The organism is Erythrobacter sp., from assembly GCF_036351135.1.
Taxonomy (GTDB): Bacteria; Pseudomonadota; Alphaproteobacteria; order Sphingomonadales; family Sphingomonadaceae; genus Erythrobacter.
The window spans coordinates 325,895-344,230 of the sequence record NZ_JAZBON010000027.1 but is presented as its reverse complement, the minus strand read 5'-3'; the positions used below and the strand labels follow the sequence as shown (position 1 = coordinate 344,230).

General features: G+C 66.1%; 21 protein-coding genes. 14 read left to right on the top strand and 7 right to left on the bottom strand.

Annotation, left to right across the window (positions count from 1 at the left end):
- Nucleotides 1–32 precede the first annotated feature (32 nt).
- The 10 genes from V2I30_RS11345 to V2I30_RS11300 all read left to right on the top strand — a co-directional run bounded on the left by V2I30_RS11345 (nt 33) and on the right by V2I30_RS11300 (nt 8,966).
- Entirely contained in the window at nt 33–971 is a 939-nt protein-coding gene (locus tag V2I30_RS11345; RefSeq protein WP_330662268.1) for an alpha/beta hydrolase, read from the top strand.
- Nucleotides 972–987: 16 nt separating this feature from the next.
- Complete coding sequence (locus tag V2I30_RS11340; protein WP_330662267.1) at nt 988–2,355, top strand: M48 family metalloprotease; 1,368 nt, start codon at nt 988–990, stop codon at nt 2,353–2,355.
- 13 nt (nt 2,356–2,368) lie between these two features.
- Nucleotides 2,369–3,094: a DsbA family protein gene (locus tag V2I30_RS11335; protein ID WP_330662266.1), complete on the top strand. Its 726-nt coding sequence runs from the start codon at nt 2,369–2,371 to the stop codon at nt 3,092–3,094.
- Between the two features lie 41 nt (nt 3,095–3,135).
- Nucleotides 3,136–4,107: a hypothetical protein gene (locus V2I30_RS11330; RefSeq protein WP_330662265.1), complete on the top strand. Its 972-nt coding sequence runs from the start codon at nt 3,136–3,138 to the stop codon at nt 4,105–4,107.
- Between the two features lie 139 nt (nt 4,108–4,246).
- A complete protein-coding gene (locus V2I30_RS11325) occupies nt 4,247–5,500 on the top strand; it encodes a sensor histidine kinase (RefSeq protein WP_330662264.1) in 1,254 nt (417 codons plus the stop codon).
- Nucleotides 5,501–5,502: 2 nt separating this feature from the next.
- On the top strand, nt 5,503–6,300 hold the full coding sequence (locus V2I30_RS11320) for a LytR/AlgR family response regulator transcription factor (RefSeq protein WP_330662263.1): 798 nt from the start codon (nt 5,503–5,505) through the stop codon (nt 6,298–6,300).
- A 130-nt stretch (nt 6,301–6,430) separates the two neighbouring features.
- Entirely contained in the window at nt 6,431–7,297 is an 867-nt protein-coding gene (nadC, locus tag V2I30_RS11315) for a carboxylating nicotinate-nucleotide diphosphorylase (RefSeq protein WP_330662262.1), read from the top strand.
- Between the two features lie 44 nt (nt 7,298–7,341).
- Nucleotides 7,342–7,683, top strand: a complete 342-nt coding sequence (locus V2I30_RS11310) for a hypothetical protein (protein ID WP_330662261.1) — start codon at nt 7,342–7,344, stop codon at nt 7,681–7,683.
- Nucleotides 7,684–7,724: 41 nt separating this feature from the next.
- Nucleotides 7,725–8,408 carry a ribonuclease T2 family protein gene (locus V2I30_RS11305; protein ID WP_330662260.1) on the top strand — a complete coding sequence of 228 codons (684 nt, stop codon included), beginning with the start codon at nt 7,725–7,727 and terminating at the stop codon, nt 8,406–8,408.
- A 156-nt stretch (nt 8,409–8,564) separates the two neighbouring features.
- Nucleotides 8,565–8,966, top strand: coding sequence for a phosphate-starvation-inducible protein PsiE (locus V2I30_RS11300; RefSeq protein WP_330662259.1), 402 nt, complete (start codon nt 8,565–8,567; stop codon nt 8,964–8,966).
- A gap of 4 nt (nt 8,967–8,970) precedes the next feature.
- Here the strand turns inward: V2I30_RS11300 and V2I30_RS11295 are convergent, their stop codons facing one another.
- Together V2I30_RS11295 and V2I30_RS11290 are read right to left on the bottom strand one after the other, a co-directional pair.
- Complete coding sequence (locus tag V2I30_RS11295) at nt 8,971–9,420, bottom strand: nucleoside deaminase (protein WP_330662258.1); 450 nt, start codon at nt 9,418–9,420, stop codon at nt 8,971–8,973.
- A gap of 40 nt (nt 9,421–9,460) precedes the next feature.
- Nucleotides 9,461–9,694 (bottom strand): hypothetical protein, encoded by a 234-nt coding sequence (locus V2I30_RS11290; protein ID WP_330662257.1) that lies wholly within the window; start codon nt 9,692–9,694, stop codon nt 9,461–9,463.
- 243 nt (nt 9,695–9,937) lie between these two features.
- Here V2I30_RS11290 and rpmB point away from each other — a divergent pair, with 243 nt between their 5' ends.
- Nucleotides 9,938–10,231 carry a 50S ribosomal protein L28 gene (gene rpmB / locus V2I30_RS11285; RefSeq protein WP_330662256.1) on the top strand — a complete coding sequence of 98 codons (294 nt, stop codon included), beginning with the start codon at nt 9,938–9,940 and terminating at the stop codon, nt 10,229–10,231.
- A gap of 48 nt (nt 10,232–10,279) precedes the next feature.
- Here the strand turns inward: rpmB and V2I30_RS11280 are convergent, their stop codons facing one another.
- Genes V2I30_RS11280 through xseA form a run of 4 tightly spaced genes read right to left on the bottom strand, consistent with a single transcriptional unit; the run spans nt 10,280 to nt 14,089 of the window.
- Nucleotides 10,280–11,320 (bottom strand): esterase-like activity of phytase family protein, encoded by a 1,041-nt coding sequence (locus V2I30_RS11280; RefSeq protein WP_330662255.1) that lies wholly within the window; start codon nt 11,318–11,320, stop codon nt 10,280–10,282.
- 1 nt (nt 11,321) lies between these two features.
- On the bottom strand, nt 11,322–12,260 hold the full coding sequence (locus V2I30_RS11275; protein WP_330662254.1) for a M23 family metallopeptidase: 939 nt from the start codon (nt 12,258–12,260) through the stop codon (nt 11,322–11,324).
- 2 nt (nt 12,261–12,262) lie between these two features.
- On the bottom strand, nt 12,263–12,466 hold the full coding sequence (locus V2I30_RS11270; protein WP_330662253.1) for a DUF2093 domain-containing protein: 204 nt from the start codon (nt 12,464–12,466) through the stop codon (nt 12,263–12,265).
- Nucleotides 12,467–12,490: 24 nt separating this feature from the next.
- Complete coding sequence (gene xseA / locus V2I30_RS11265) at nt 12,491–14,089, bottom strand: exodeoxyribonuclease VII large subunit (protein WP_330662252.1); 1,599 nt, start codon at nt 14,087–14,089, stop codon at nt 12,491–12,493.
- On the opposite strand from xseA, the gene purD reads away from it, so the two are divergent.
- From purD to V2I30_RS11250, 3 genes are all read left to right on the top strand, one after another.
- Nucleotides 14,088–15,353, top strand: a complete 1,266-nt coding sequence (gene purD / locus V2I30_RS11260; protein ID WP_330662251.1) for a phosphoribosylamine--glycine ligase — start codon at nt 14,088–14,090, stop codon at nt 15,351–15,353. The genes xseA and purD overlap by 2 nt on opposite strands.
- A gap of 333 nt (nt 15,354–15,686) precedes the next feature.
- Complete coding sequence (locus V2I30_RS11255; protein WP_330662250.1) at nt 15,687–16,442, top strand: hypothetical protein; 756 nt, start codon at nt 15,687–15,689, stop codon at nt 16,440–16,442.
- 60 nt (nt 16,443–16,502) lie between these two features.
- Nucleotides 16,503–16,844, top strand: coding sequence for a hypothetical protein (locus tag V2I30_RS11250; protein WP_330662249.1), 342 nt, complete (start codon nt 16,503–16,505; stop codon nt 16,842–16,844).
- Between the two features lie 417 nt (nt 16,845–17,261).
- On the opposite strand, the gene V2I30_RS11245 is transcribed toward V2I30_RS11250, so the two are convergent.
- Nucleotides 17,262–18,266 carry an adenosine kinase gene (locus tag V2I30_RS11245; RefSeq protein ID WP_330662248.1) on the bottom strand — a complete coding sequence of 335 codons (1,005 nt, stop codon included), beginning with the start codon at nt 18,264–18,266 and terminating at the stop codon, nt 17,262–17,264.
- Nucleotides 18,267–18,336: the final 70 nt, after the last annotated feature.

Here is an 18,336-nt window from a genome sequence, read left to right as displayed (position 1 = left end):
TATCGAGGCTCGTATCGAAGGGAAACAGGGTTGTGCGCATATTCTTATGGACCGCCGGGATCGTTGCCGCCCTCGGCCTCGCCGGGGCGCTGGCGCTGCAATATTCGGTGGGGCGCAACGGTCCGAAGATGCTCACCGCGCTCGACCGGGTGGCCGGCGGATCGAACGGGGCCGAGCTCAAGGCGACGGTACCGCTGGGCGGGCACGAGGCGCGAAAGCTGGTCGTCTGGGGGCCGGAGCAGGCGCAGGGAGATGAACCGCTTCCGGTGCTGGTCTTTGCGCATGGCGGCGGGTGGAAGAGCGGCGATCCGGAGGATTACGGCTTTGTCGCGCGCGCCTTCGTCCCTGAGGGTTTCGTCGTCGTGCTCGCGGGCTATCGCCTGAACGAGGACGGCATCTATCCCGCCATGATCGAGGACACCGCCGATGTCGTGGGCTGGACACACCGCGAAATCGCGCAATATGGCGGCGATCCCGCGCACATCGCGCTCGCCGGCCATTCGGCAGGCGCCTATAACGTCGTGATGCTCGCGCTCGAGGAACGCTGGCTCGAAGAGGAAGATGTGCCGCAAGACGCGATCCAAGGTGTGATCGGCATTGCGGGGCCCTACGATTTTCTGCCGCTGGCACGCGATTCGTCGCGCGACGCCTTCGGCGATGCCGATATGCCTGAAACCACGCAGCCGGTGAATTTCGCGCGCGCCGGCGCGCCGCCGCTCCTGCTGGTGCACGGCGACGAGGACACGGTCGTGCGCCCGCGCAATTCGGTGGCGCTTGCCCGCGCGATGGAGGCGGCGGGCGGCGAGGCGATCCTAGCGCTGCAGCAGGGAATGGATCACAACCGCCCGATCGTCGAGCTCGCCGCGCCCTTCCGCGGCGACCGCACCATGCTCGAGCTGATGGCCGGTTTCGCGAAGGGCGGGCGCGAGGCGCGCGAGGTTTCAGTTCCCGTTCAGGCCGCCGCGCGCTAGCATGGCGGCGCCTCCCATGCGCGCGATTCCCTCCCTTGCCGCCACCTTGCTGGCCTTCTTCGCCGTCTGCATGTTCGCCGTGCAGCCGCTCGCCGCGCAATCGGTCCTGCGCGATGCCGAGACCGAGGCGCTCTTGCGGGACATGGCCCATCCGCTGATCGAGGCGAGCGAGCTCGAACCCGAGAATGTCGAGATCGTGCTGATCAACGATCCCTCGATCAACGCCTTCGTCGCGGGCGGACAGGTCGTCTATATCCATGCCGGCCTGCTGAACGCCGCCGACACCGCCAACGAAGTTCAGGGCGTGATCGCGCACGAACTCGGTCACATCACCGCGGGCCACGTCGTGCGTTTCGACGAGCGCACCCGCAGCGCGCAGGGCATCACCCTGCTTTCGCTGCTGCTCGGTGTCGGCGCAGCACTGGCCGGTGCGGGCGACGCGGCGATGGGCGCGATCATGGCGGGGCAGCAGGCGGCGATGGGCAGCTTCCTCGCCTTCAACCGCAACCAGGAAGCCGCCACCGACCTCGCCGGCGCGCGCTACCTTTCGGGCGCGGGCATTTCGGGGCGCGGCATGATTTCCTTCTTCGAGAAGCTGCGCAATTTCGAGATACGCCGCGGCTACAGCCAGTCGGACGATGCCGCCTATGGCCGCACCCACCCCCTCTCGGGCGACCGTATTCAGACCCTGCGCGGCCTTTTGGCGCGCGATGCCGCCTGGGGCGCCCCCGACGATCCGCAGCTTCAGGCCCGGTTCGAAGCGGTGCAGGCCAAGCTTTACGGCTATCTCGCCCCGCCGCAGCGCACGCTCAATCTCTATCCGCCCGGCAATGACAGCGTGCCCGCGCTCTATGCCCGCGCCTATGCCTATCACAAGGACGCGCAGGTCGAGCGCGCGCTGAGCGAGGCCGACGCCCTGCTCGCTGGCGCTCCCGACAACCCCTATTTCCTCGAGCTGAAGGGGCAGATTCTGCTCGAATCGGGTCGTCCGGAGGAAGCACTCGTGCCGCTGCGCCGCGCGACCGAGATCACGCTCAACCAGCCGCTCATCGCCGGCATGTTCGGCCATGCCCTGATCGCGACCGAGGACCGCGCGAATTACGACGAAGCCGAACAGGTGCTGCGCGCGGCGGTGGCGAAGGACCGGTACAACCCCTTCGCCTGGTATCAGCTGGGCGTGGTCTATGCCGAACGCGGCGACATGCCGCGCGCACGCCTCGCCAGCGCAGAACAGCAGGTGATGCGGCGTAATTATCCCGAAGCTTTGCGCAATGCGGTCGCCGCGGAGGCCGGGCTGCCGGTCGGCTCGCCCGACTGGATCCGGGCGCAGGACGTCGCGCTGCAGGCGCGCGCGGAACTGGAACGCATCCGCGACAATCGCTAGGCCTGCCACCGGTATGACCACTTCGACTTCGACTTTCGATATTGCCGGCTGGCGCGGCGCGCTGCTCACCGCGCTGCTCGCGCTCGCCTTCGGATTTCTCGGCGCCGCGCTCTGGTCGCTGACGGGGCTCGCCGACAATCGCACGCGCGCCTATCTCCTCGACAATCCCTCGATCCTGCAGGAGGTCGCCGAAGCGCTCGCCGCCGAGGATGCGCGCGAACGGCTCGCCTCGGTCAGCGACGAGCTCTTCACCCCCTTCCCCGGCGCCGTGATCGGCAATCCCGAAGGCTCGAAAGTGCTGGTGGAATTTACCGATTACAACTGCCCCTATTGCGCGGCCAGCCTCGAAGACGTGACCAGGCTCGTCGCCGAAGACCCTGAATTGAAGGTCGTGATGCGCGAATGGCCGATCTTCGATGGCAGCGAGGATTCCGCGCGCATGGCCCTCGCCGCCGGGATGCAGGGCAAATACCGCGAATTTCACGAGGCGCTGTTCCGGATGGGCGACACGTCGCCTAGCGGCGTCGAGGCGGCGGCCCGGGCGGTCGGGCTCGACATGGACCAGGCGCGGATCGACGCAGCAAGCGAGGCGGTCGGCCTCGAACTGGTCAAGAACCTCACCTTCGCGCAGGCCCTGGGTTTCAGCGGCACGCCCGCTTTCGTCGCCGGCGACACAACGATCGGCGGCGCGGTCGGTTACGAGAAATTGAAGGAAGCGCTGGACGACGTCGAGACGTGATGCGCGCTCTGACAATATTGCGTGCAATCCTTGCGGCGATAATGCTGTCGTCTGCCGGCGCGCTCGCGGCGCAGGACGGCGATGCGCCGGACCTTGCGCGTGAGCGCGCAGCGATCGAGACCTTCCAGCGTTTCGATCAGCGTCTGCAGGATGTCGGCTGGCGACTGGCGACCGGCAATGCGCGGTTCTGCGAGCGCGCAATCCCCGCGATCGGTCTGCAGCTACAGGACACCGCGAGCTACGGCAGGCCCGCACTGGCGCGCGCCGCACTCGGTCTCGAAGGACAATTCGCAGTGCAGACCGCGGCGCGCGGATCGCCGGCCGCGCGTTCGGGCGCCCTGCCCAGTAATCGCGGGATTACCGCGCTGGGCGACACGCGCCTGTCGGGCTGGCCGGCAAAGCCAAAAATGGACTGGGAACGATTAAAGCGCGCGCACGATCTGATCGACGCCTCGCTCGCGCGTGACGGACATCTGCTCGTCGGGCTTGCCGATGGCGAAACCGTCCGCATCGAGCCGGTCGCGGCCTGCGCCACCCGCTTCGAACTGCTCGGCGAGGGCAAGCGGGCGCTGGCCGATGGCGAGCGGGTGATGATCGGCATCCGCTTCCCCGCCTTCGCCTATGAGGAGGAGGTCTTCGCCGGGGTCGTCGCGCACGAACTGGCGCACAACCTGCTCGGCCACAGCGCGTGGCTCGATGCGAATGGCCGCAACCAGCGCAATATCCGCCTGACCGAGCGCGAGGCCGACCGGCTGATGCCCTGGCTGCTCGCCAATGCCGGCTACGATCCTCTCGCCGGGCAGCGTTTCATGGAGCGCTGGGGCCCGGGCAATGATGGCGGGCTGTTCCGCAATCGCAGCCACGATGGCTGGGACGAGCGCGCCGAATTCATCGCCGCCGAGATTCCGCGCATCCAGCGCCTGATGGAGGCGCACGGCCATGCGGACTGGTCGCGGCATTTCCGCCGCGACGTGCCCGGCGGCGACGGGGCGCGCGCCGCGCCTGGGCGGTAGGTGGGCGGTAGGTGGGCAGCTGCGCCCCGTACGCTGCGGTCAGGAGTGGTCTGCATGCGCCCGCCCGCCGCCGCGCCGGCCATTTGCGCGGACAAGGGCCATGCCAAAAGCGGCAAAATCGGCTACACCATCCGGCGCAATGTCCTTGATGCCCTTCCAGCCGGCGCCGTTCTTCGCCAACAAGAACCGGGCGTTTTGGAACCTCCAGCTCGCGGGTTGGGGCGGCTATTTGCTGCTGCGCGTCATGGTCTCGCTCGCCAATGGACAGCCGCTCGACCTGCTGACGATCCTGCTGGTCACCGCGATCACCGGCTTTTCGATCAGTCTCATCCTCTCGGTCGTCTACCGCCAGCTGATCGACCGTGCGCCGGTCGTCACCTGGGGCGGGACGGCGGTGGTCCTGCTGATCGCGGTGTTCGTCTTCGCCGGGATCGAAGCCTGGGTGCAGGGCCTTTATTACGGCGCCGCGCGCGAGACGAGCTTCACCCAGCGCTTCATCGCATTGACCTTCATCCCGCTCGCGCTGCTGGGCGGCTGGAGCGCGCTTTACTACGCGATCAACTTCTTCCTGACCGTGGAGCGTCAGGCCGACCGGCTCGAACGCCTCGAGGCGCAGGCGACCGCGGCGCAGCTCGCCATGCTGCGCTATCAGCTTAATCCGCATTTCCTGTTCAACACATTGAATTCGATCAGCACGCTGGTGCTCCTCAAGCAGACCGAGCCCGCCAATGCGATGCTGACGCGGCTGTCGGGCTTCCTGCGCCATACGCTTATCACCCAGCCCGGCAGCAAAGTGACGCTCGCGCAGGAGATCGAGACGCTGCAGCTCTATCTCGATATCGAGCGCATGCGTTTCGAGGAGCGGCTGCGCACCCGCTTCGACATCGATGCCGATGCGCGCGAGGCGATGCTGCCCGCCATGCTGCTCCAGCCGCTGGTCGAAAACGCGATCAAATATGCCGTTAGTCCTCAGGAAGAGGGCGCCTGCATAACCCTGTCGGCGCGGGTCATCGGCGACACCCGCCTGCGCATCGCGGTCGAGGATACCGGGCCGGGCGCCGAGGGTCCGGTGCAGCTTTCGATGCTGGAAGCGGGCGCGCACGGGCTGAGGCCCGAAGGCGCGGGCAAGCCGGTGTCGACGGGCGTCGGCCTTGCCAATATCCGCAACCGGCTGATGCAAAGCTACGATGCCGATCACCTGTTCGAAACCACCTCGCAGGCGGGCGGCGGCTTTCGCGTGCTGATCGAAATTCCCTTCGAACGCGCCGAGGACACGGCGACGACGCCCAAACCCGCGCGGCGCAGAAGCGATAATGACGCGGCGTCGCAGCAGCGCCCCAGAGACGACAACGTTATTCCCCTTCCCCCCCAAAGAGCGATCGGAAAAACCTGAAAATGACCATTCGCACCATCCTCGTCGACGACGAGAAACTCGCCATTCAGGGTCTGCAATTGCGCCTCCAGCCCTTCGACGACGTCGAGGTGATCGACACCTGTTCGAACGGGCGCGAGGCGATCCGCAAGATCAAGACCGAGAAACCCGACCTCGTCTTCCTCGACATCCAGATGCCCGGTTTCGACGGGTTCAGCGTGGTCAAGGGCGTGATGGAGATCGAACCGCCGCTCTTCGTCTTCGTCACCGCTTACGAAGAGCATGCGATCCGCGCGTTCGAAGCCAATGCGGTCAATTACCTGATGAAGCCTGTCGACGAGGACAAGCTCGCCGATACCGTGGAACGCGTGCGCCAGCGCCTCTCCGAAAAGAAGAGCGCCGACGATGCCGAACACCTCATGGACGTGCTCGCCGAAGTCGCGCCTGATCGCGCAGCCGATTTCGGCGGCGAGAATGCGGAAAGCGCCGAACGGTTCGAACGGCTCATAAATGTCAAGGATCGCGGCCAGATCTTCCGCGTAGAGGTCGAGAGCATCGAGCATATCGAGGCCGCGGGCGACTATATGTGCATCTATACCGGCGACAATTCGCTAATCCTGCGCGAGACGATGAAGGATCTGGAACGCCGTCTCGACCCGCGCAAGTTCCAGCGCGTCCACCGCTCGACCATCGTCAATCTCGACCAGGTCCGCCAGGTCAAGCCGCACACGAATGGCGAGTGTTTCCTGGTGCTGGATTCAGGCGCCGAGGTGAAGGTCTCGCGCAGCTACCGCGACGTGGTGGCGCGTTTCGTGCACTGAATTCTCGAGCCGCTCGTGCTGAGCTTGTCGAGGTACCGCGCTTTCTTCTAGTGCATCGCCCAAAGTGGAGGGCGGCCCTTCGACAACCGCTTTCGCGGTCGCGGGCAAGCTCAGGGCGAGCGGGACGAACATGATATTCAAACTCGAAGGCTTCGACCTCCCCCGCTTCGTGCGCGAAACGTTGGCCGAGGATTTGGGCGAAGGTCTCGGAGGCGGCGGCAGGGACGTCACCAGCGAAAGCGTGATCCCCGCCGATGCGCGCTTTGCGGGCGTCATGGACAGCCGCGACGCGATCGTCGTCGCGGGGCTGCCGCTAGCCGAGGCGTTCTTTCGTCATCTCGATCCCGATTGCCGTATCGAGACGCTGGCTAGCGACGGCGACGAGGTGCGCCCCGGCGCCGATCTCATGCGATTGGAAGGCAATGCCCGCGCGCTGCTCACCGCGGAACGCAGCGCATTGAACATCGTCCAGCACCTTTCCGGCATCGCCAGCATGGTGCGCGATTACGTCGACGCCATGCACGAAGGGAGCCGGACCTGCACCTTGCTCGATACGCGCAAGACCCTGCCCGGCCTGCGCGCGCTCGAGAAATACGCCGTGCGCATGGGCGGGGGCGACAATCACCGCATGGGCCTGTGGGACGCGGCGATGATCAAGGACAATCACGTCGCGGTTGCCGGAAGCGTCAACGAAGCGGTCCGCCGCGCGCGCGAGGCGGGGGTCAGCCCGATCATCTGCGAGGTCGACCGGCTCGACCAGATCGAGCCCGCCATCGCCGCGGGGGCGGATCGCCTGCTGCTCGACAATATGGAGCCTGCGACCCTGCGCGAAGCGGTCGCCATAGTCGATGGCCGCGCGAAGACCGAGGCGAGCGGTGGCATCAACCTCGACACCATCGCGGCGAAGGCGGCAAGCGGGGTCGACTATTGCTCGGTCGGCCGCCTTACCCAAAGCGCGCCCGCCGCCGATATCGGCCTTGATTTCCAGCCCTTGTGAGCGCCGCAAAAGCCGCCCGCCCAAAGAGCATTTGCGCGGCATGCATGTTGTTTTTGCTAGCTGGGCTCTGGGCGCTCATCTCCGGGCTCCTCGACCTTGCCGCCGCCCGTGCCGCATATGCAGGCGCCTTCCCGGATTTCGACTGGAACCGCGACTGGACGATCGTCGCGCTGAGCGCGGAGTTCACCATCGCGCTCATACCGATCGCCTGGATCCTGCTCGCCGCGCGGCCCTTCGCACGGTGGATGGTGAGCGCGCTGGGTCTCTGGAAGATATGGTGGCTGGTCGCGGGCGGACCCGGCGCATGGTTGCAGGCCGGGCTCATCGCATTGAGCATCGCGCTGCTGTTCACGCGGAGCGCCAGCCGCTACTTCAGGCGATCATGAGTGGGGCGGCATCATCACGATTTTTCGTCATCGCGAGGGTAATGACGATATTGGCAGTATCGGGCGCTACCACCGCCCATGCCCAGGCCTATCAATGCCGGGCGCCGCAGATCTCCTCTGTCCCGCAGATCGTCCCCGATCAACGGCCGCGCAGCATGCCGGTCACCGGCTACACTCTCGCACTCTCCTGGTCCCCCGCTTTCTGCCGCACCCGCAAGGGCTCCGCCGCGCACCGCGTCCAGTGTTCGGGCGATAACGGCGCCTTCGGCCTCGTCGTCCATGGCCTCTGGCCGCAGGGGCAGCGCAGCTGGCCGCAATGGTGCCCGCAACAGGCCCGCCTTACGCCGCGCGAAATTCGCGAGAACCTGTGCATGATGCCGTCCGCCCGCCTCGTCGCCCGCCAATGGGTCAAGCATGGCGCCTGCATGACACGACGCCCCGAAACCTATTTCAACGTCACCCGCATCTTGTGGAAGTCCTTACGCATCCCCGATTACGACCGCATCAGCCGCGAGGACGGCCTCACCGCCGGCCGCATCCGCACCGCTTTCGCCGATGCCAATGCCGGCTGGAGCGCGGACCAGATCGGCGTGAAGCTGAACCGCGACGGCTGGCTCGAAGAATTGCGCCTTTGCTACGGCCCCCGCTTCCGCCCAGCGCGTTGCGACCCTCGCCGCTACGGCGCGAGGGACGGGCAGGCGGCGAACATCTGGCGGGGGCTGTAGGGCATATCCGCGGGCAACTTCGAGCCGATCGCGCCACGCACCCATCGGCCCGGCGTGTGACCACGAGTGTGTAGCGGCCAAACTCTCGTCTGTCCGCGCTTCGTCCTCCATTCACGCCGCTCGGCAAAGCGGACCCAATAAGCTATACCCCAAAGGATGAGCGATGCATCACAGGACGTAGAAACCGGGGAAACCTCGCCGCCCCTCGCCGACCGGACGTTCAAGGCGCTCGAACACCTGCTGCTCATCATCGCAACCGCGATGACGCTGGCCGCCGTCGTCGCTGAAGTCGTGCTCGTGTTCGAGAAACGCTCGGTCGATCTTGCCGATATCCTGCTGATGTTTCTCTACACCGAGGTGCTGGCCATGATCGCGATTTTCTACACCGGGCGCGGTTCGTTCTTCGTCTTTCCGATCTTCATCGCCATCACCGCGCTCGCCCGGCTGATCGTGCTTCAGGGCAAGGATATGGCGCCGCAGAACGTCCTCTTCGAAGCGGGGGCGATTTTCCTGCTGGCGATCGCCGCGCTGATCATGGGCCGGGTGAAGTCCGACTGACCCGCTACCGCCGCTCCACAAAAAACCCCCGCAGCAACGCCGCAGCCTCCTCTTCGCCCATTCCCGAATACACTTCGGGCCGGTGGAAGCATTGCTCCTGCGCGAACACCCGCGCGCCGTGTTCGACGCCGCCGCCCTTGGGGTCGCTGGCGGCGTAATATAGCCGCGCGATGCGGGCGTGGGCGATGGCGCCGGCGCACATGGCGCAGGGCTCCAGCGTCACCCACAGATCGCAGCCTGTCAGCCGTTCTTCACCCAGCGCCTGTGCGGCGCGGCGGATCGCAAGCATTTCGGCGTGGGCGGTGGGGTCGGGGCCGGTGCGGGTTTCGTTATGTGCCGCGGCGATCACGGCGCCCTCCTTCACCACGACCGCGCCGATCGGCACCTCGCCGATCGTCGCCGCTTCGCGCGCCAGATCGAGAGCGCGGGACATGAAAGGGGCGGGGAAACGCATCGCTTCCCCGCCCCTATCAGGTTTCTTTCGAATCCGCGGTTTATTCGTCGCCGGTAACCGGCTCGCCCTCGGCGTCGGGCTGGGTCGCGTCGACATCGACTTCGGGCACTTCGATATTGCTGTCGACTTCGACATCGACCGGCTCGACGTCGTATTCGGGCAGATTGCCGCCTTCGAGTTCCGGCATATCGCCTTCTTCGGTCTGATCGACGTCACAGGCGGCAAGGCCGAAGGTGGCGGCAGAGAGGGCTGCGACTGCGATAATCTTTTTCATGTAAGTGATCCTCCAGAGAACGAACGGGCTTTCGGCTGCGGATTTCCCGAGAGTGAACCGCCTTCTTGCCACATTCTTGCCATCAATACGCCGGCAGCGCAAAAGGTTCCAGCTTGACCTTGTCCACACCCCTCCGTATGTGCGCCGCTTTCCGGGATCGCGCAGATTGCGCCGGGCGCGCCGATTCGAGCGCGCGGGCGGCCGCGCCCCGAACCATTGAACACTTGAGCAGGATATATCGACATGTCGCGAGTTTGCGAACTGACTGGCAAGGGCCGCCAGGTCGGCAACAATGTGAGCCACGCCAACAACCGGACGAAGCGCGTCTTCCTGCCCAATCTGCAGAACGTGACGTTGCTGAGCGAAAAGCTCGATCGCAGCTTCAAGTTCCGCGTGTCGACGCAGGGCCTGCGCAGCGTCGAGCATAATGGCGGGCTCGACAATTGGCTGCTGAAGACGCGCGACGACAAGCTTTCGGCCCGCGCGCTCAAGGTGAAGCGCGAGTTGAAGAAGGCGGCGGCTGCGGCTGCGGCCTGACCGCGCTCGACTGGTGGGGCGGGCGGACGAGACCCGCGCCGCGATCCTTTACTGAACATGCAAAGGCGCGCCGGGCGATCGGCGCGCCTTTTTCATGGCTGCTCGGCCTCGCGGATCGAACACCAGCTTGGCCAGCAGCGTCCGCTGCAAGGCGGAAAAATTGTCGTCCGAGATCAGCCATATCGCGATCCGCCCGTCATCCTGCGGCGCGATCGCCAGCCCCTCGTAATTCTCGCGCGGGAGGATCGCATCGAGGTCGAGCAGGAGGCGCGCGCGCCAGACTGTCCGCTCAGCCGGGTCCGCAGGCGGCGGGTCGGCGATGGCCAGCGCGCTGGTAAAGGGCGGCAGCCCCCAGGCCGTGTCGCGCAGCAGCATCAGCAGGCGTCCATCGGGCAGCTGCGCCATATCGGTAACTGCGAAGCCGGCTGTCGGAACGGCGAAGGGCACGGGCTCCGGCGCGCCGCCCTCGACCGGATCGCCCGGATAGATCAGCGCTTCGTCGCGCCCTTCGGGAATGCCGACGAACCGCCCGTCGGCAAGCCGCACCAGCGCTTCGAGCCCGCCATTGTCGTACCAGTCGACCTCGTCCTCCAGCAGCCGCACCCCCTCCGGTTCGCTCGGCAGCGAGAAGCGGTGGATCGCATGGGTGTTTTCATAGGCGAGCCAGTAATCGCCATTCGCCGGATCGCGCGTCGCCGCCTCGATATCCCAGAGCTGCCATTGCAACCGATCCTCGCCCACGATCATGCGTGCAATGTCGGTGGTTTCCGGCGCGGATCCGGGGGCGAGCGGGGGCACATCGGGCAGCGTGAAGGTCAGGCGGAAGCCGCGATCGGAAAAGGCGCGCAGTCGCCGCTCGCCGAGCATGAACATCGCCGAATAGCCCCCGAATTTGAGCGAGGCCGGGGCTTCCAGATGCCATACGCTCGCGCGCTGCCAGGCGGGATCGGCTGTCGCAGCCGCGCCGGCGATGCGACGCATGTCGAGCTCGCGCGGGGCGTCGGCGGGGACGGGGGTGCGAAGGCAGGTGCCCGGCGCGCAGAGGAGGGCGAGGGCGCACGCCGCGGCGAGGCGCCGATAGCTGCGCATGTCAGTCCATGGGACCTGCAAGCAGGATGGGATCGAACCGCGCGTCGTTCCATTTGAGGCCCCAATGCAGATGCGGACCGGTCGATCGGCCCGTCGATCCGACATCGCCGATATGCTGGCCCTGACGCACCGCCTGCCCCTCTTCGACGACGATCCGGTTTGCATGCAGGAATGCGCTGTTCAGCCCATGCCCGTGATCGATGATGATAAGGCCGCCCTCCAGGCTGAAGCCGGTGCGCGCCAGCACGACGACGCCGTCTGCGGGCGCGACGAAAGGCGTGCCGGTGTCTTTCGCGATGTCGATCCCCGAATGGAAGCTGCCCGGTTCGCCGCGATAGATACGCTGCCGCCCGAAGCGGCCCGATATGCGCCCCTCAACCGGCCAGATGAAATCCTGTTTCCAGCCATCCGCGTCAGTTTCGATCGCCCGCGCCGCGACGATGGCGTTGTATTCGGGTTCGCGCTGGCGCCAGTAGGCTTCCGGATCGCGCAATTTGCGGCGCGCCGCATTGACCCGCTCGATATCCCACGCGCGCTCGCTGATCCGCAGGGTTTCGCGCACGGTCCGTCCGCTTTGGAGCGTCGCGGTCAGGTCGAGGCGGCGCGGCGAATCGCGATCGAACGCGGCGAAGAACGCGCCGTTCTCTGCGATCTCCACCTCCTGTTCGCCGAGCCGTGCGCTCACCGTCGTCGCGGGCACGGTGCCGCGGATGAAGCCGCCCTGGGTCAGCTCGCCCTCATATTCGAAGCGCGGATCGACCGGCTCGGGATCGGCTACTCGCTGCGGCGGCGGCAGCGGGGCGGGCGCGGTGGGCTCTGCTGCCGGCGAGCCTGCGGCGGTCGATGTGCCGGTCGCCGACGGTTCGCCCGGGAGGCACCCGGCGAGCACGGTCAGCATCAGCGCCGCGGCCAGGCGGCGCGCAAATGTACCAAAATCCACGCTCAATCGTCGCCGAGCAGCCGCCGGGTGGCGATTTCGGCCGAGGCATAGGCCTCCTGATGCGCGGCGCTCCAATAGCGCAGATCCTCGAGCGGGATAACCTCGCCCGATACCGCGCACAGCACGTGGCTTCCCGGGCGCAGGACGCGAAAGGTGGAGGCTCCGTACTGGAGCTTGGCGGCTTTATCGCTGGTCGACATCAACATGGGCGCCCCCTTAGCATTGCCCGGTCAGCCGAACAAATCATCCTGCGCATCTTCGGCCGGGGGTTTGCGGCGAGCGGGTCGCGGTCGTCTTGCGGCGGGGGGTGCGGGATCACCGGTATGGACCGGCAAGCTCCCGTCGCCGAACTCCAGCATCAGGCGCTCTCGTTCCGCAGCTTGGCCACGCGAGGTCACCACCGCGCCGTCCTCACCCGTTACCATAGCATAGCCGCGCTCCAACGGTTTACGGGGATGCAGCTGCTCGGCGAGCCGCGCCAGCGCGTCCACCCGCCCGCGCCCCTCGGCGATGCGGCGGTTCAGCGTTGCGGGATCGGGGCGCTGCCGGTCGAGCCTACCCGCGAGCTCCGCCAGCTTGCGCTCCAGTTCGCGCGGGGCGGTGCGGGCGAACCGCTCCAGTCCTTCGCGCGCCCGTGCGATCGGCTGGTCCAGCACCCGCCGGGACAGCCTGACCTGGCCGAGCCGTTCCCGGCGCAGCATGACGGCTCGGCCCAGCAGCGGCGGATTGAGCCGCCCGCCTATCCCCGCCAGCCGCTCGCGCCCCGCCGCCGCGCGGTCGATCAGCCCGCGCCGCAGCCGCTCCGCCGCCTCGTCCAGCCGTTGTCCCTGCGGCCCCAGCAACGCCTCGATCCGCGGCATCCGCCCGGCGCGCGCTTCGAGCCTCTCGCGCCCCAGCGCCTGCAGCCTTTGCACCGCCTGCCGCTGCCGCGCGGCGTAGTCGGCGAGTGTCGCGGCAAGTTCCGCGCGCACCGGCACCGCCATCTCCGCCGCCGCGGTAGGCGTCGGCGCGCGGCGGTCGGCGGCGTAGTCGGCCAGCGTCGTGTCGGTCTCGTGCCCCACCGCCGAGATCACGGGGATAGAGCATTCGGCGATGGCGCGCACCACCGCCTCCTCGTTGAAGCTCCACAGATCCTCGATCGAGCCGCCCCCGCGCGCGACGATGACCACGTCGGGACGTGCCACGGGCCCGCCATCCTCCAGCGCCGAAAACCCCCGGATCGCGCCCGCCACCTGGTCGGCCGCGCCCTGCCCCTGCACCAGCACCGGCCAGACGACGACATGGCTGGGGGAGCGGTCCGCCAGCCGGTGAAGAATGTCGCGAATCACGGAGCCTGTGGGCGAGGTCACCACCCCGATCGTGCTGGGCAGGAACGGCAGCGCCCGCTTGCGCTCGCTCGCGAACAGCCCCTCCGCCTCCAGCCGCGCGCGCGTCTTTTCCAGCAGCGCCAGCAGCGCGCCCTCGCCCGCCATTTCCAGCCGATCGATCACGATCTGATATTTCGAGCGCCCCGGATAGGTCGTCAGCTTGCCGCTCGCGATCACCTCCAGCCCGTCCTCGGGCATGAATGCCAGCCGCCCGGCATTGCCGCGCCACATCACCGCGTCGATCACCGCCTTTTCGTCCTTCAGCGCGCAGTACATATGCCCCGACGCCGCCCGCTTCACGCCCGACAATTCGCCGCGCAGCCGGACATGGCCGAACCGTTCCTCGACCGTACGCTTGAGCGCCTGCGAGATTTCGCTGACACTCAATGGCTCATCGTTGTCGTCCGCCCGTCCGCGCGCTACCAGCCCTGGCAAATCACTGTTGGAAGGCGGAGAGGCCATGAATATCCTGCTATTGGGTTCGGGAGGGCGCGAACATGCGTTAGCGTGGAAGCTCGCGCAATCCCCGTCGCTCGGGAAGCTCTATGCCGCGCCCGGAAATCCGGGCATCGCGGCCGAAGCGACCTGCGTGGCGCTGGATGCTGGCGACCACGAGGCGGCCGTCGCCTTCGCGCGCGAAAAGGATATCGGCCTGGTCGTGATCGGCCCCGAGGCTCCGCTGGTGGACGGTTTGGCGGATACCCTGCGTGGCGCCGACATCCCCGTCTTCGGCCCCTCGCGCGCCGCCGCGCAACTCGAAGGCAGCAAGGGCTTCACCAAGGATCTGTGCGCCGAGGGCCATATCCCCACCGCCGCCTATACCCGCGCCAGCTCGCTCGAAGAGGCGCGCGATGCGTTGGCGCGGTTCAAGCCGCCCTTCGTGCTCAAGGCGGACGGTCTCGCCGCGGGCAAGGGCGTGGTGATCGCCGACGATCTGCCGCAAGCCGAAATGGTGCTCACCGACATGTTCGCAGGCGATCTGCCGGGCAGCGAGGTGGTGATCGAGGAATTCCTCGAAGGCGAGGAAGCGAGTTTCTTCGCGCTGTGCGACGGCACCACCGTGCTCCCCTTCGGCACCGCGCAGGATCACAAACAGGTCGGCGAAGGCGATCGCGGCGCCAATACCGGCGGCATGGGCGCCTATTCGCCCGCCCCGGTGCTGACCGATGAATTGCAGGCCCGCGTGATGGACGAGATCGTCCGCCCCACCGCTGCCATCATGGCCGGGCGCGGCATGCCCTATTCCGGCGTGCTCTATGCCGGCCTGATGCTGACCGCCGATGGCCCCAAGCTGATCGAATACAATTGCCGCTTCGGCGACCCCGAATGCCAGGTGCTGATGATGCGCTACCAGGGCGATCTCGCCGCACTGATGCTCGCCTGCGCGAAAGGCGAACTCGCGGGCGAGGAGGCGCGGTTCGCCGAGGAGACCGCGCTGACGGTGGTGATGGCGGCGAAGGGCTATCCCGGCACGCCGGAAAAAGGCGGCGCGATCGTGCTGAACGACGCGGAAAGCGGTGGTGCGAAGGTCTTCCACGCCGGCACCGCGATCAAGGACGGCGCGCTGGTGGCCAATGGAGGCCGCGTGCTGAACGTCACCGCGATGGGCCCGGACGTGACGCGGGCGCAGCAGGCAGCCTACGCGGCGGTGGAGCGGATCGATCTTCCCAGCGGGTTCTACCGCCGCGATATCGGCTGGAAGGAAGTGGCGCGGGAGGGGGAGTGATCTTGGCACTTATGGTTTTGCCATTGAAAATCGCTAACTTATGCACATATCATCAAGTGATTTCTCATATGCTCTTGACAACGCGAATCGACGGATTCAGTTTGTTTTCCTAGTCAATAACAATTGACTCTTAGCGTTCGCGTTGATAGCGGCCCGCCGCTCGGAAGGACGATAACGTGTTGCGCAATTTGATTGATAAGCTTTTTTTGGGAGGGTACGAGGCTGCTGACCGCGACTCAGCTGCTCGCGTTGTCGCGCGCTATACTCGTGGAAACACGTCGATTCAGTTTCGGCGTTATCTGACCGATAAGAAACTGGAGCGTCTTCGTACCGATGGTGACCGAGCCGCAGGGCGGCTTGCCCGCCGCGCCGAACGAGCAAGCATCTGAGCTGTTCCCATTTGGCGATATTCTCCGAGACATCGCCAAACAGTGGAACAAAGCCGAAAATGCGATTAAACGCGCAGAGCAGATCTGCGACGAAGTAGCGCATCCCGCGGTGACCGAGCTTCGCTACGCCGGACGCCGGATGGTCGACGCATTGGATGCTGCACACCATGACGGCAATCGTGAAAAAATTCTGGCGCTTTTTGAAGACGCGCGGTTCTGTTGTTATCGCGCTCAGCACGACGCCATTGATGCCGCTATGTCCAAGATCGCCATTGATCTGGATAACCTAACGGGTAAGCTGGGCTTCGACGCCGTTATTTCCGCATACCCAGAATTTCGCGAGTTCTACACGGAGTTTGCTGTAGCTCGAAAGAAGATCGCAGATTCTCGTCGCAACAGAGGCAGTCGCAATGATGTGTACAGAGCTCTCACAGCTACTGACTTGCCGAACCTTACGGATCGATATGAGAAGCTGATGGCGGCCCGCCCAATTGCGAAATGGAACGCCTTTAAGATAAAAGTTGGCGGTTTTTGGACTGTCCTCATCGGCATTGCAGCGATTGCCGGGGCAATATTCGTTGGATTAACTTGGTATGGTCCGATCGGTACCGAGTCCGCTGATCGCTCGCAAATTGAAGCACCGTCGAGTGCGCTCCAACCACCGGTCTCGACACCTACCTCAAACGATAGCGCGGGATAGTCTTTCGCAAATTTGATGTCGATCAATGAGCGGATGCTGCGGGCGGATTATGAGGGTGGTATGAAACACACCCCCCTCCTCGCCGCCCCGTTCGCCATTCTCGCGCTTGCCGCCTGCACCACTACGCCTACGCCTGAGCCCGAGCCGCCGGCTTTCGTCGAGGCGGCTTGCGGGGGGTGTCATGGGGTTCAGCCGCCTTACCTCTCGCCCAATACCCGCGCGCCGAGCTTTGCCAGCATCGCCAATCGCCCGGGCGTCACCCGCGCGACGATCCGCGCCTGGCTGATCGATGCGCACAATTATCCCGAGCAGATGGATTTCGACCTGACCCGCGAACGGGTCGACGAGGTCGCGGCCTACATGATCACCCTGCGGCGCGCGGACTACGTGCCCGAGCAGTGAGTTTTCCTACAGCGGGGCGCGGGTGGTAGGAGTTCGCCTGCTCTTTCCCATCGTCAGACCTTCCCCGATCGCACTTGGCGTAGCTTTACACCTACGCGCTGCCAGTGTGTCGCTTTGCGTGGCATAAGGTGACACTGCGCGCCGCCTAGAGTGACGGTTTCGTCTAAATGGGCGACACTTTGGCGCCTTAAGTGACGTTTTTGCGGCGTAAGGTTACGGATAGGGTGTTTTGCCCCTGGACCGTGTTCCACCTGTTCCATGCTGTTGGAAACTAGCTGTTGCGCGAGTCCCAGCCCTTCGACTGCCTGCAAGCCAGGCGCTCAGGATGAACTGCCCGCTTGGCGGGCAGGCTGGGACCTCCCGCGGCTTCGCGCCAGTCAGCACAAGGTCCCAGCCTTCGCTGGGACTCGCAAACCCTCAAGCGCTCCTCGCCATCAGCGCCTGCATGTCGGCCTCGGGTCGCGGGCCGTAATGCGAGATCACCTCGGCGGCGGCGACCGCGCCGCGCTTGAGGCAGATCTCGAGCGGCTCGCCGCGTGCATGGCCCGAGAGGAAGCCCGCCGCGAACTGATCGCCCGCGCCGGTCGTGTCCACCACCTTGTCGACCGGCTCGGCGGCGACTTCGGCGCGTTCTCCACCCGCGATCGCGACGGCGCCTTTCGCGCTGCGGGTCGCGACCAGCACCGGCACCTTTCCCGCAACCGCCGCAAGGCCAGCTTCGAAGTCATCCTCACCGGTCAGCGTCGCCAGCTCGCTCTCGTTGACGAACAGGATGTCGATCACGCCGTCCTCGATCATCGCGCGAAAGTCGTCGCCATGCCGCTCGATGACGAAGCTCTCCGACGCGGTGAAGGCGACCTTGCGGCCCGCCTCGCGCGCCACCTCGATCGCGCGGCGCATGGCGCGGCGCGGCTCCTCGGGATCCCACAGATAGCCTTCGAGATAGAGGATCGCGCCGCTCGCGATGAGGTCTTCGTCGAGCGCGGATGCCGGCAGGTACTGGCCGGCGCCGAGGAAGGTGTTCATCGTGCGCTCGCCATCGGGCGTCACGAAGATGAGCACCCGGCCCGTCGCCGGCTCGCCGTCGCGCGCCGGCGTGTCGAAGTCGATGCCGGTCGCGCGCATGTCGTGGCGGAAGACCTTGCCCAGCTGATCGTCGGCGACCTGGCCGATAAAGGCGCATTGCAGGCCGAGCGTCGAAAGCCCCGCCAGCGTGTTCGCCGCCGACCCGCCCGAGAGCTCGCGCGCCGGCGGCATCGCATCGTACAATGCATCGGCGCGCGCCTCGTCGATCAGGGTCATGCCGCCGCGGTTGAGCTCAAGCTCCTCGATCAGCTCCTCTTCGCACGAGGCGATGACATCGACGACTGCGTTGCCGATAGCGATGACGTCGTAGCGGGGATCGGAAGCGCTTGTGTTCACGGGCGAATGTCCTGTCGTTGCGTGTGTCTTGTGGTTTGCGAAGCGCGCCTAGCCCGGTGCCGGCATGCCG

Bases quoted from the DNA above. Each gene is read 5' to 3' on its own strand.
- V2I30_RS11340 (WP_330662267.1), top strand. From the start codon at position 988: ATGCGCGCGATTCCCTCCCTTGCCGCCACCTTGCTGGCCTTCTTCGCC.
- V2I30_RS11335 (WP_330662266.1), top strand. From the start codon at position 2,369: ATGACCACTTCGACTTCGACTTTCGATATTGCCGGCTGGCGCGGCGCG.
- V2I30_RS11330 (WP_330662265.1), top strand. From the start codon at position 3,136: ATGCTGTCGTCTGCCGGCGCGCTCGCGGCGCAGGACGGCGATGCGCCG.
- V2I30_RS11325 (WP_330662264.1), top strand. From the start codon at position 4,247: ATGTCCTTGATGCCCTTCCAGCCGGCGCCGTTCTTCGCCAACAAGAAC.
- V2I30_RS11320 (WP_330662263.1), top strand. From the start codon at position 5,503: ATGACCATTCGCACCATCCTCGTCGACGACGAGAAACTCGCCATTCAG.
- nadC (WP_330662262.1), top strand. From the start codon at position 6,431: ATGATATTCAAACTCGAAGGCTTCGACCTCCCCCGCTTCGTGCGCGAA.
- V2I30_RS11310 (WP_330662261.1), top strand. From the start codon at position 7,342: ATGTTGTTTTTGCTAGCTGGGCTCTGGGCGCTCATCTCCGGGCTCCTC.
- V2I30_RS11305 (WP_330662260.1), top strand. From the start codon at position 7,725: ATGACGATATTGGCAGTATCGGGCGCTACCACCGCCCATGCCCAGGCC.
- V2I30_RS11300 (WP_330662259.1), top strand. From the start codon at position 8,565: ATGAGCGATGCATCACAGGACGTAGAAACCGGGGAAACCTCGCCGCCC.
- V2I30_RS11295 (WP_330662258.1), bottom strand. From the start codon at position 9,420: ATGCGTTTCCCCGCCCCTTTCATGTCCCGCGCTCTCGATCTGGCGCGC.
- V2I30_RS11290 (WP_330662257.1), bottom strand. From the start codon at position 9,694: ATGAAAAAGATTATCGCAGTCGCAGCCCTCTCTGCCGCCACCTTCGGC.
- rpmB (WP_330662256.1), top strand. From the start codon at position 9,938: ATGTCGCGAGTTTGCGAACTGACTGGCAAGGGCCGCCAGGTCGGCAAC.
- V2I30_RS11280 (WP_330662255.1), bottom strand. From the start codon at position 11,320: ATGCGCAGCTATCGGCGCCTCGCCGCGGCGTGCGCCCTCGCCCTCCTC.
- V2I30_RS11270 (WP_330662253.1), bottom strand. From the start codon at position 12,466: ATGTTGATGTCGACCAGCGATAAAGCCGCCAAGCTCCAGTACGGAGCC.
- purD (WP_330662251.1), top strand. From the start codon at position 14,088: ATGAATATCCTGCTATTGGGTTCGGGAGGGCGCGAACATGCGTTAGCG.
- xseA (WP_330662252.1), bottom strand. From the start codon at position 14,089: ATGGCCTCTCCGCCTTCCAACAGTGATTTGCCAGGGCTGGTAGCGCGC.
- V2I30_RS11255 (WP_330662250.1), top strand. From the start codon at position 15,687: ATGGTGACCGAGCCGCAGGGCGGCTTGCCCGCCGCGCCGAACGAGCAA.
- V2I30_RS11250 (WP_330662249.1), top strand. From the start codon at position 16,503: ATGAAACACACCCCCCTCCTCGCCGCCCCGTTCGCCATTCTCGCGCTT.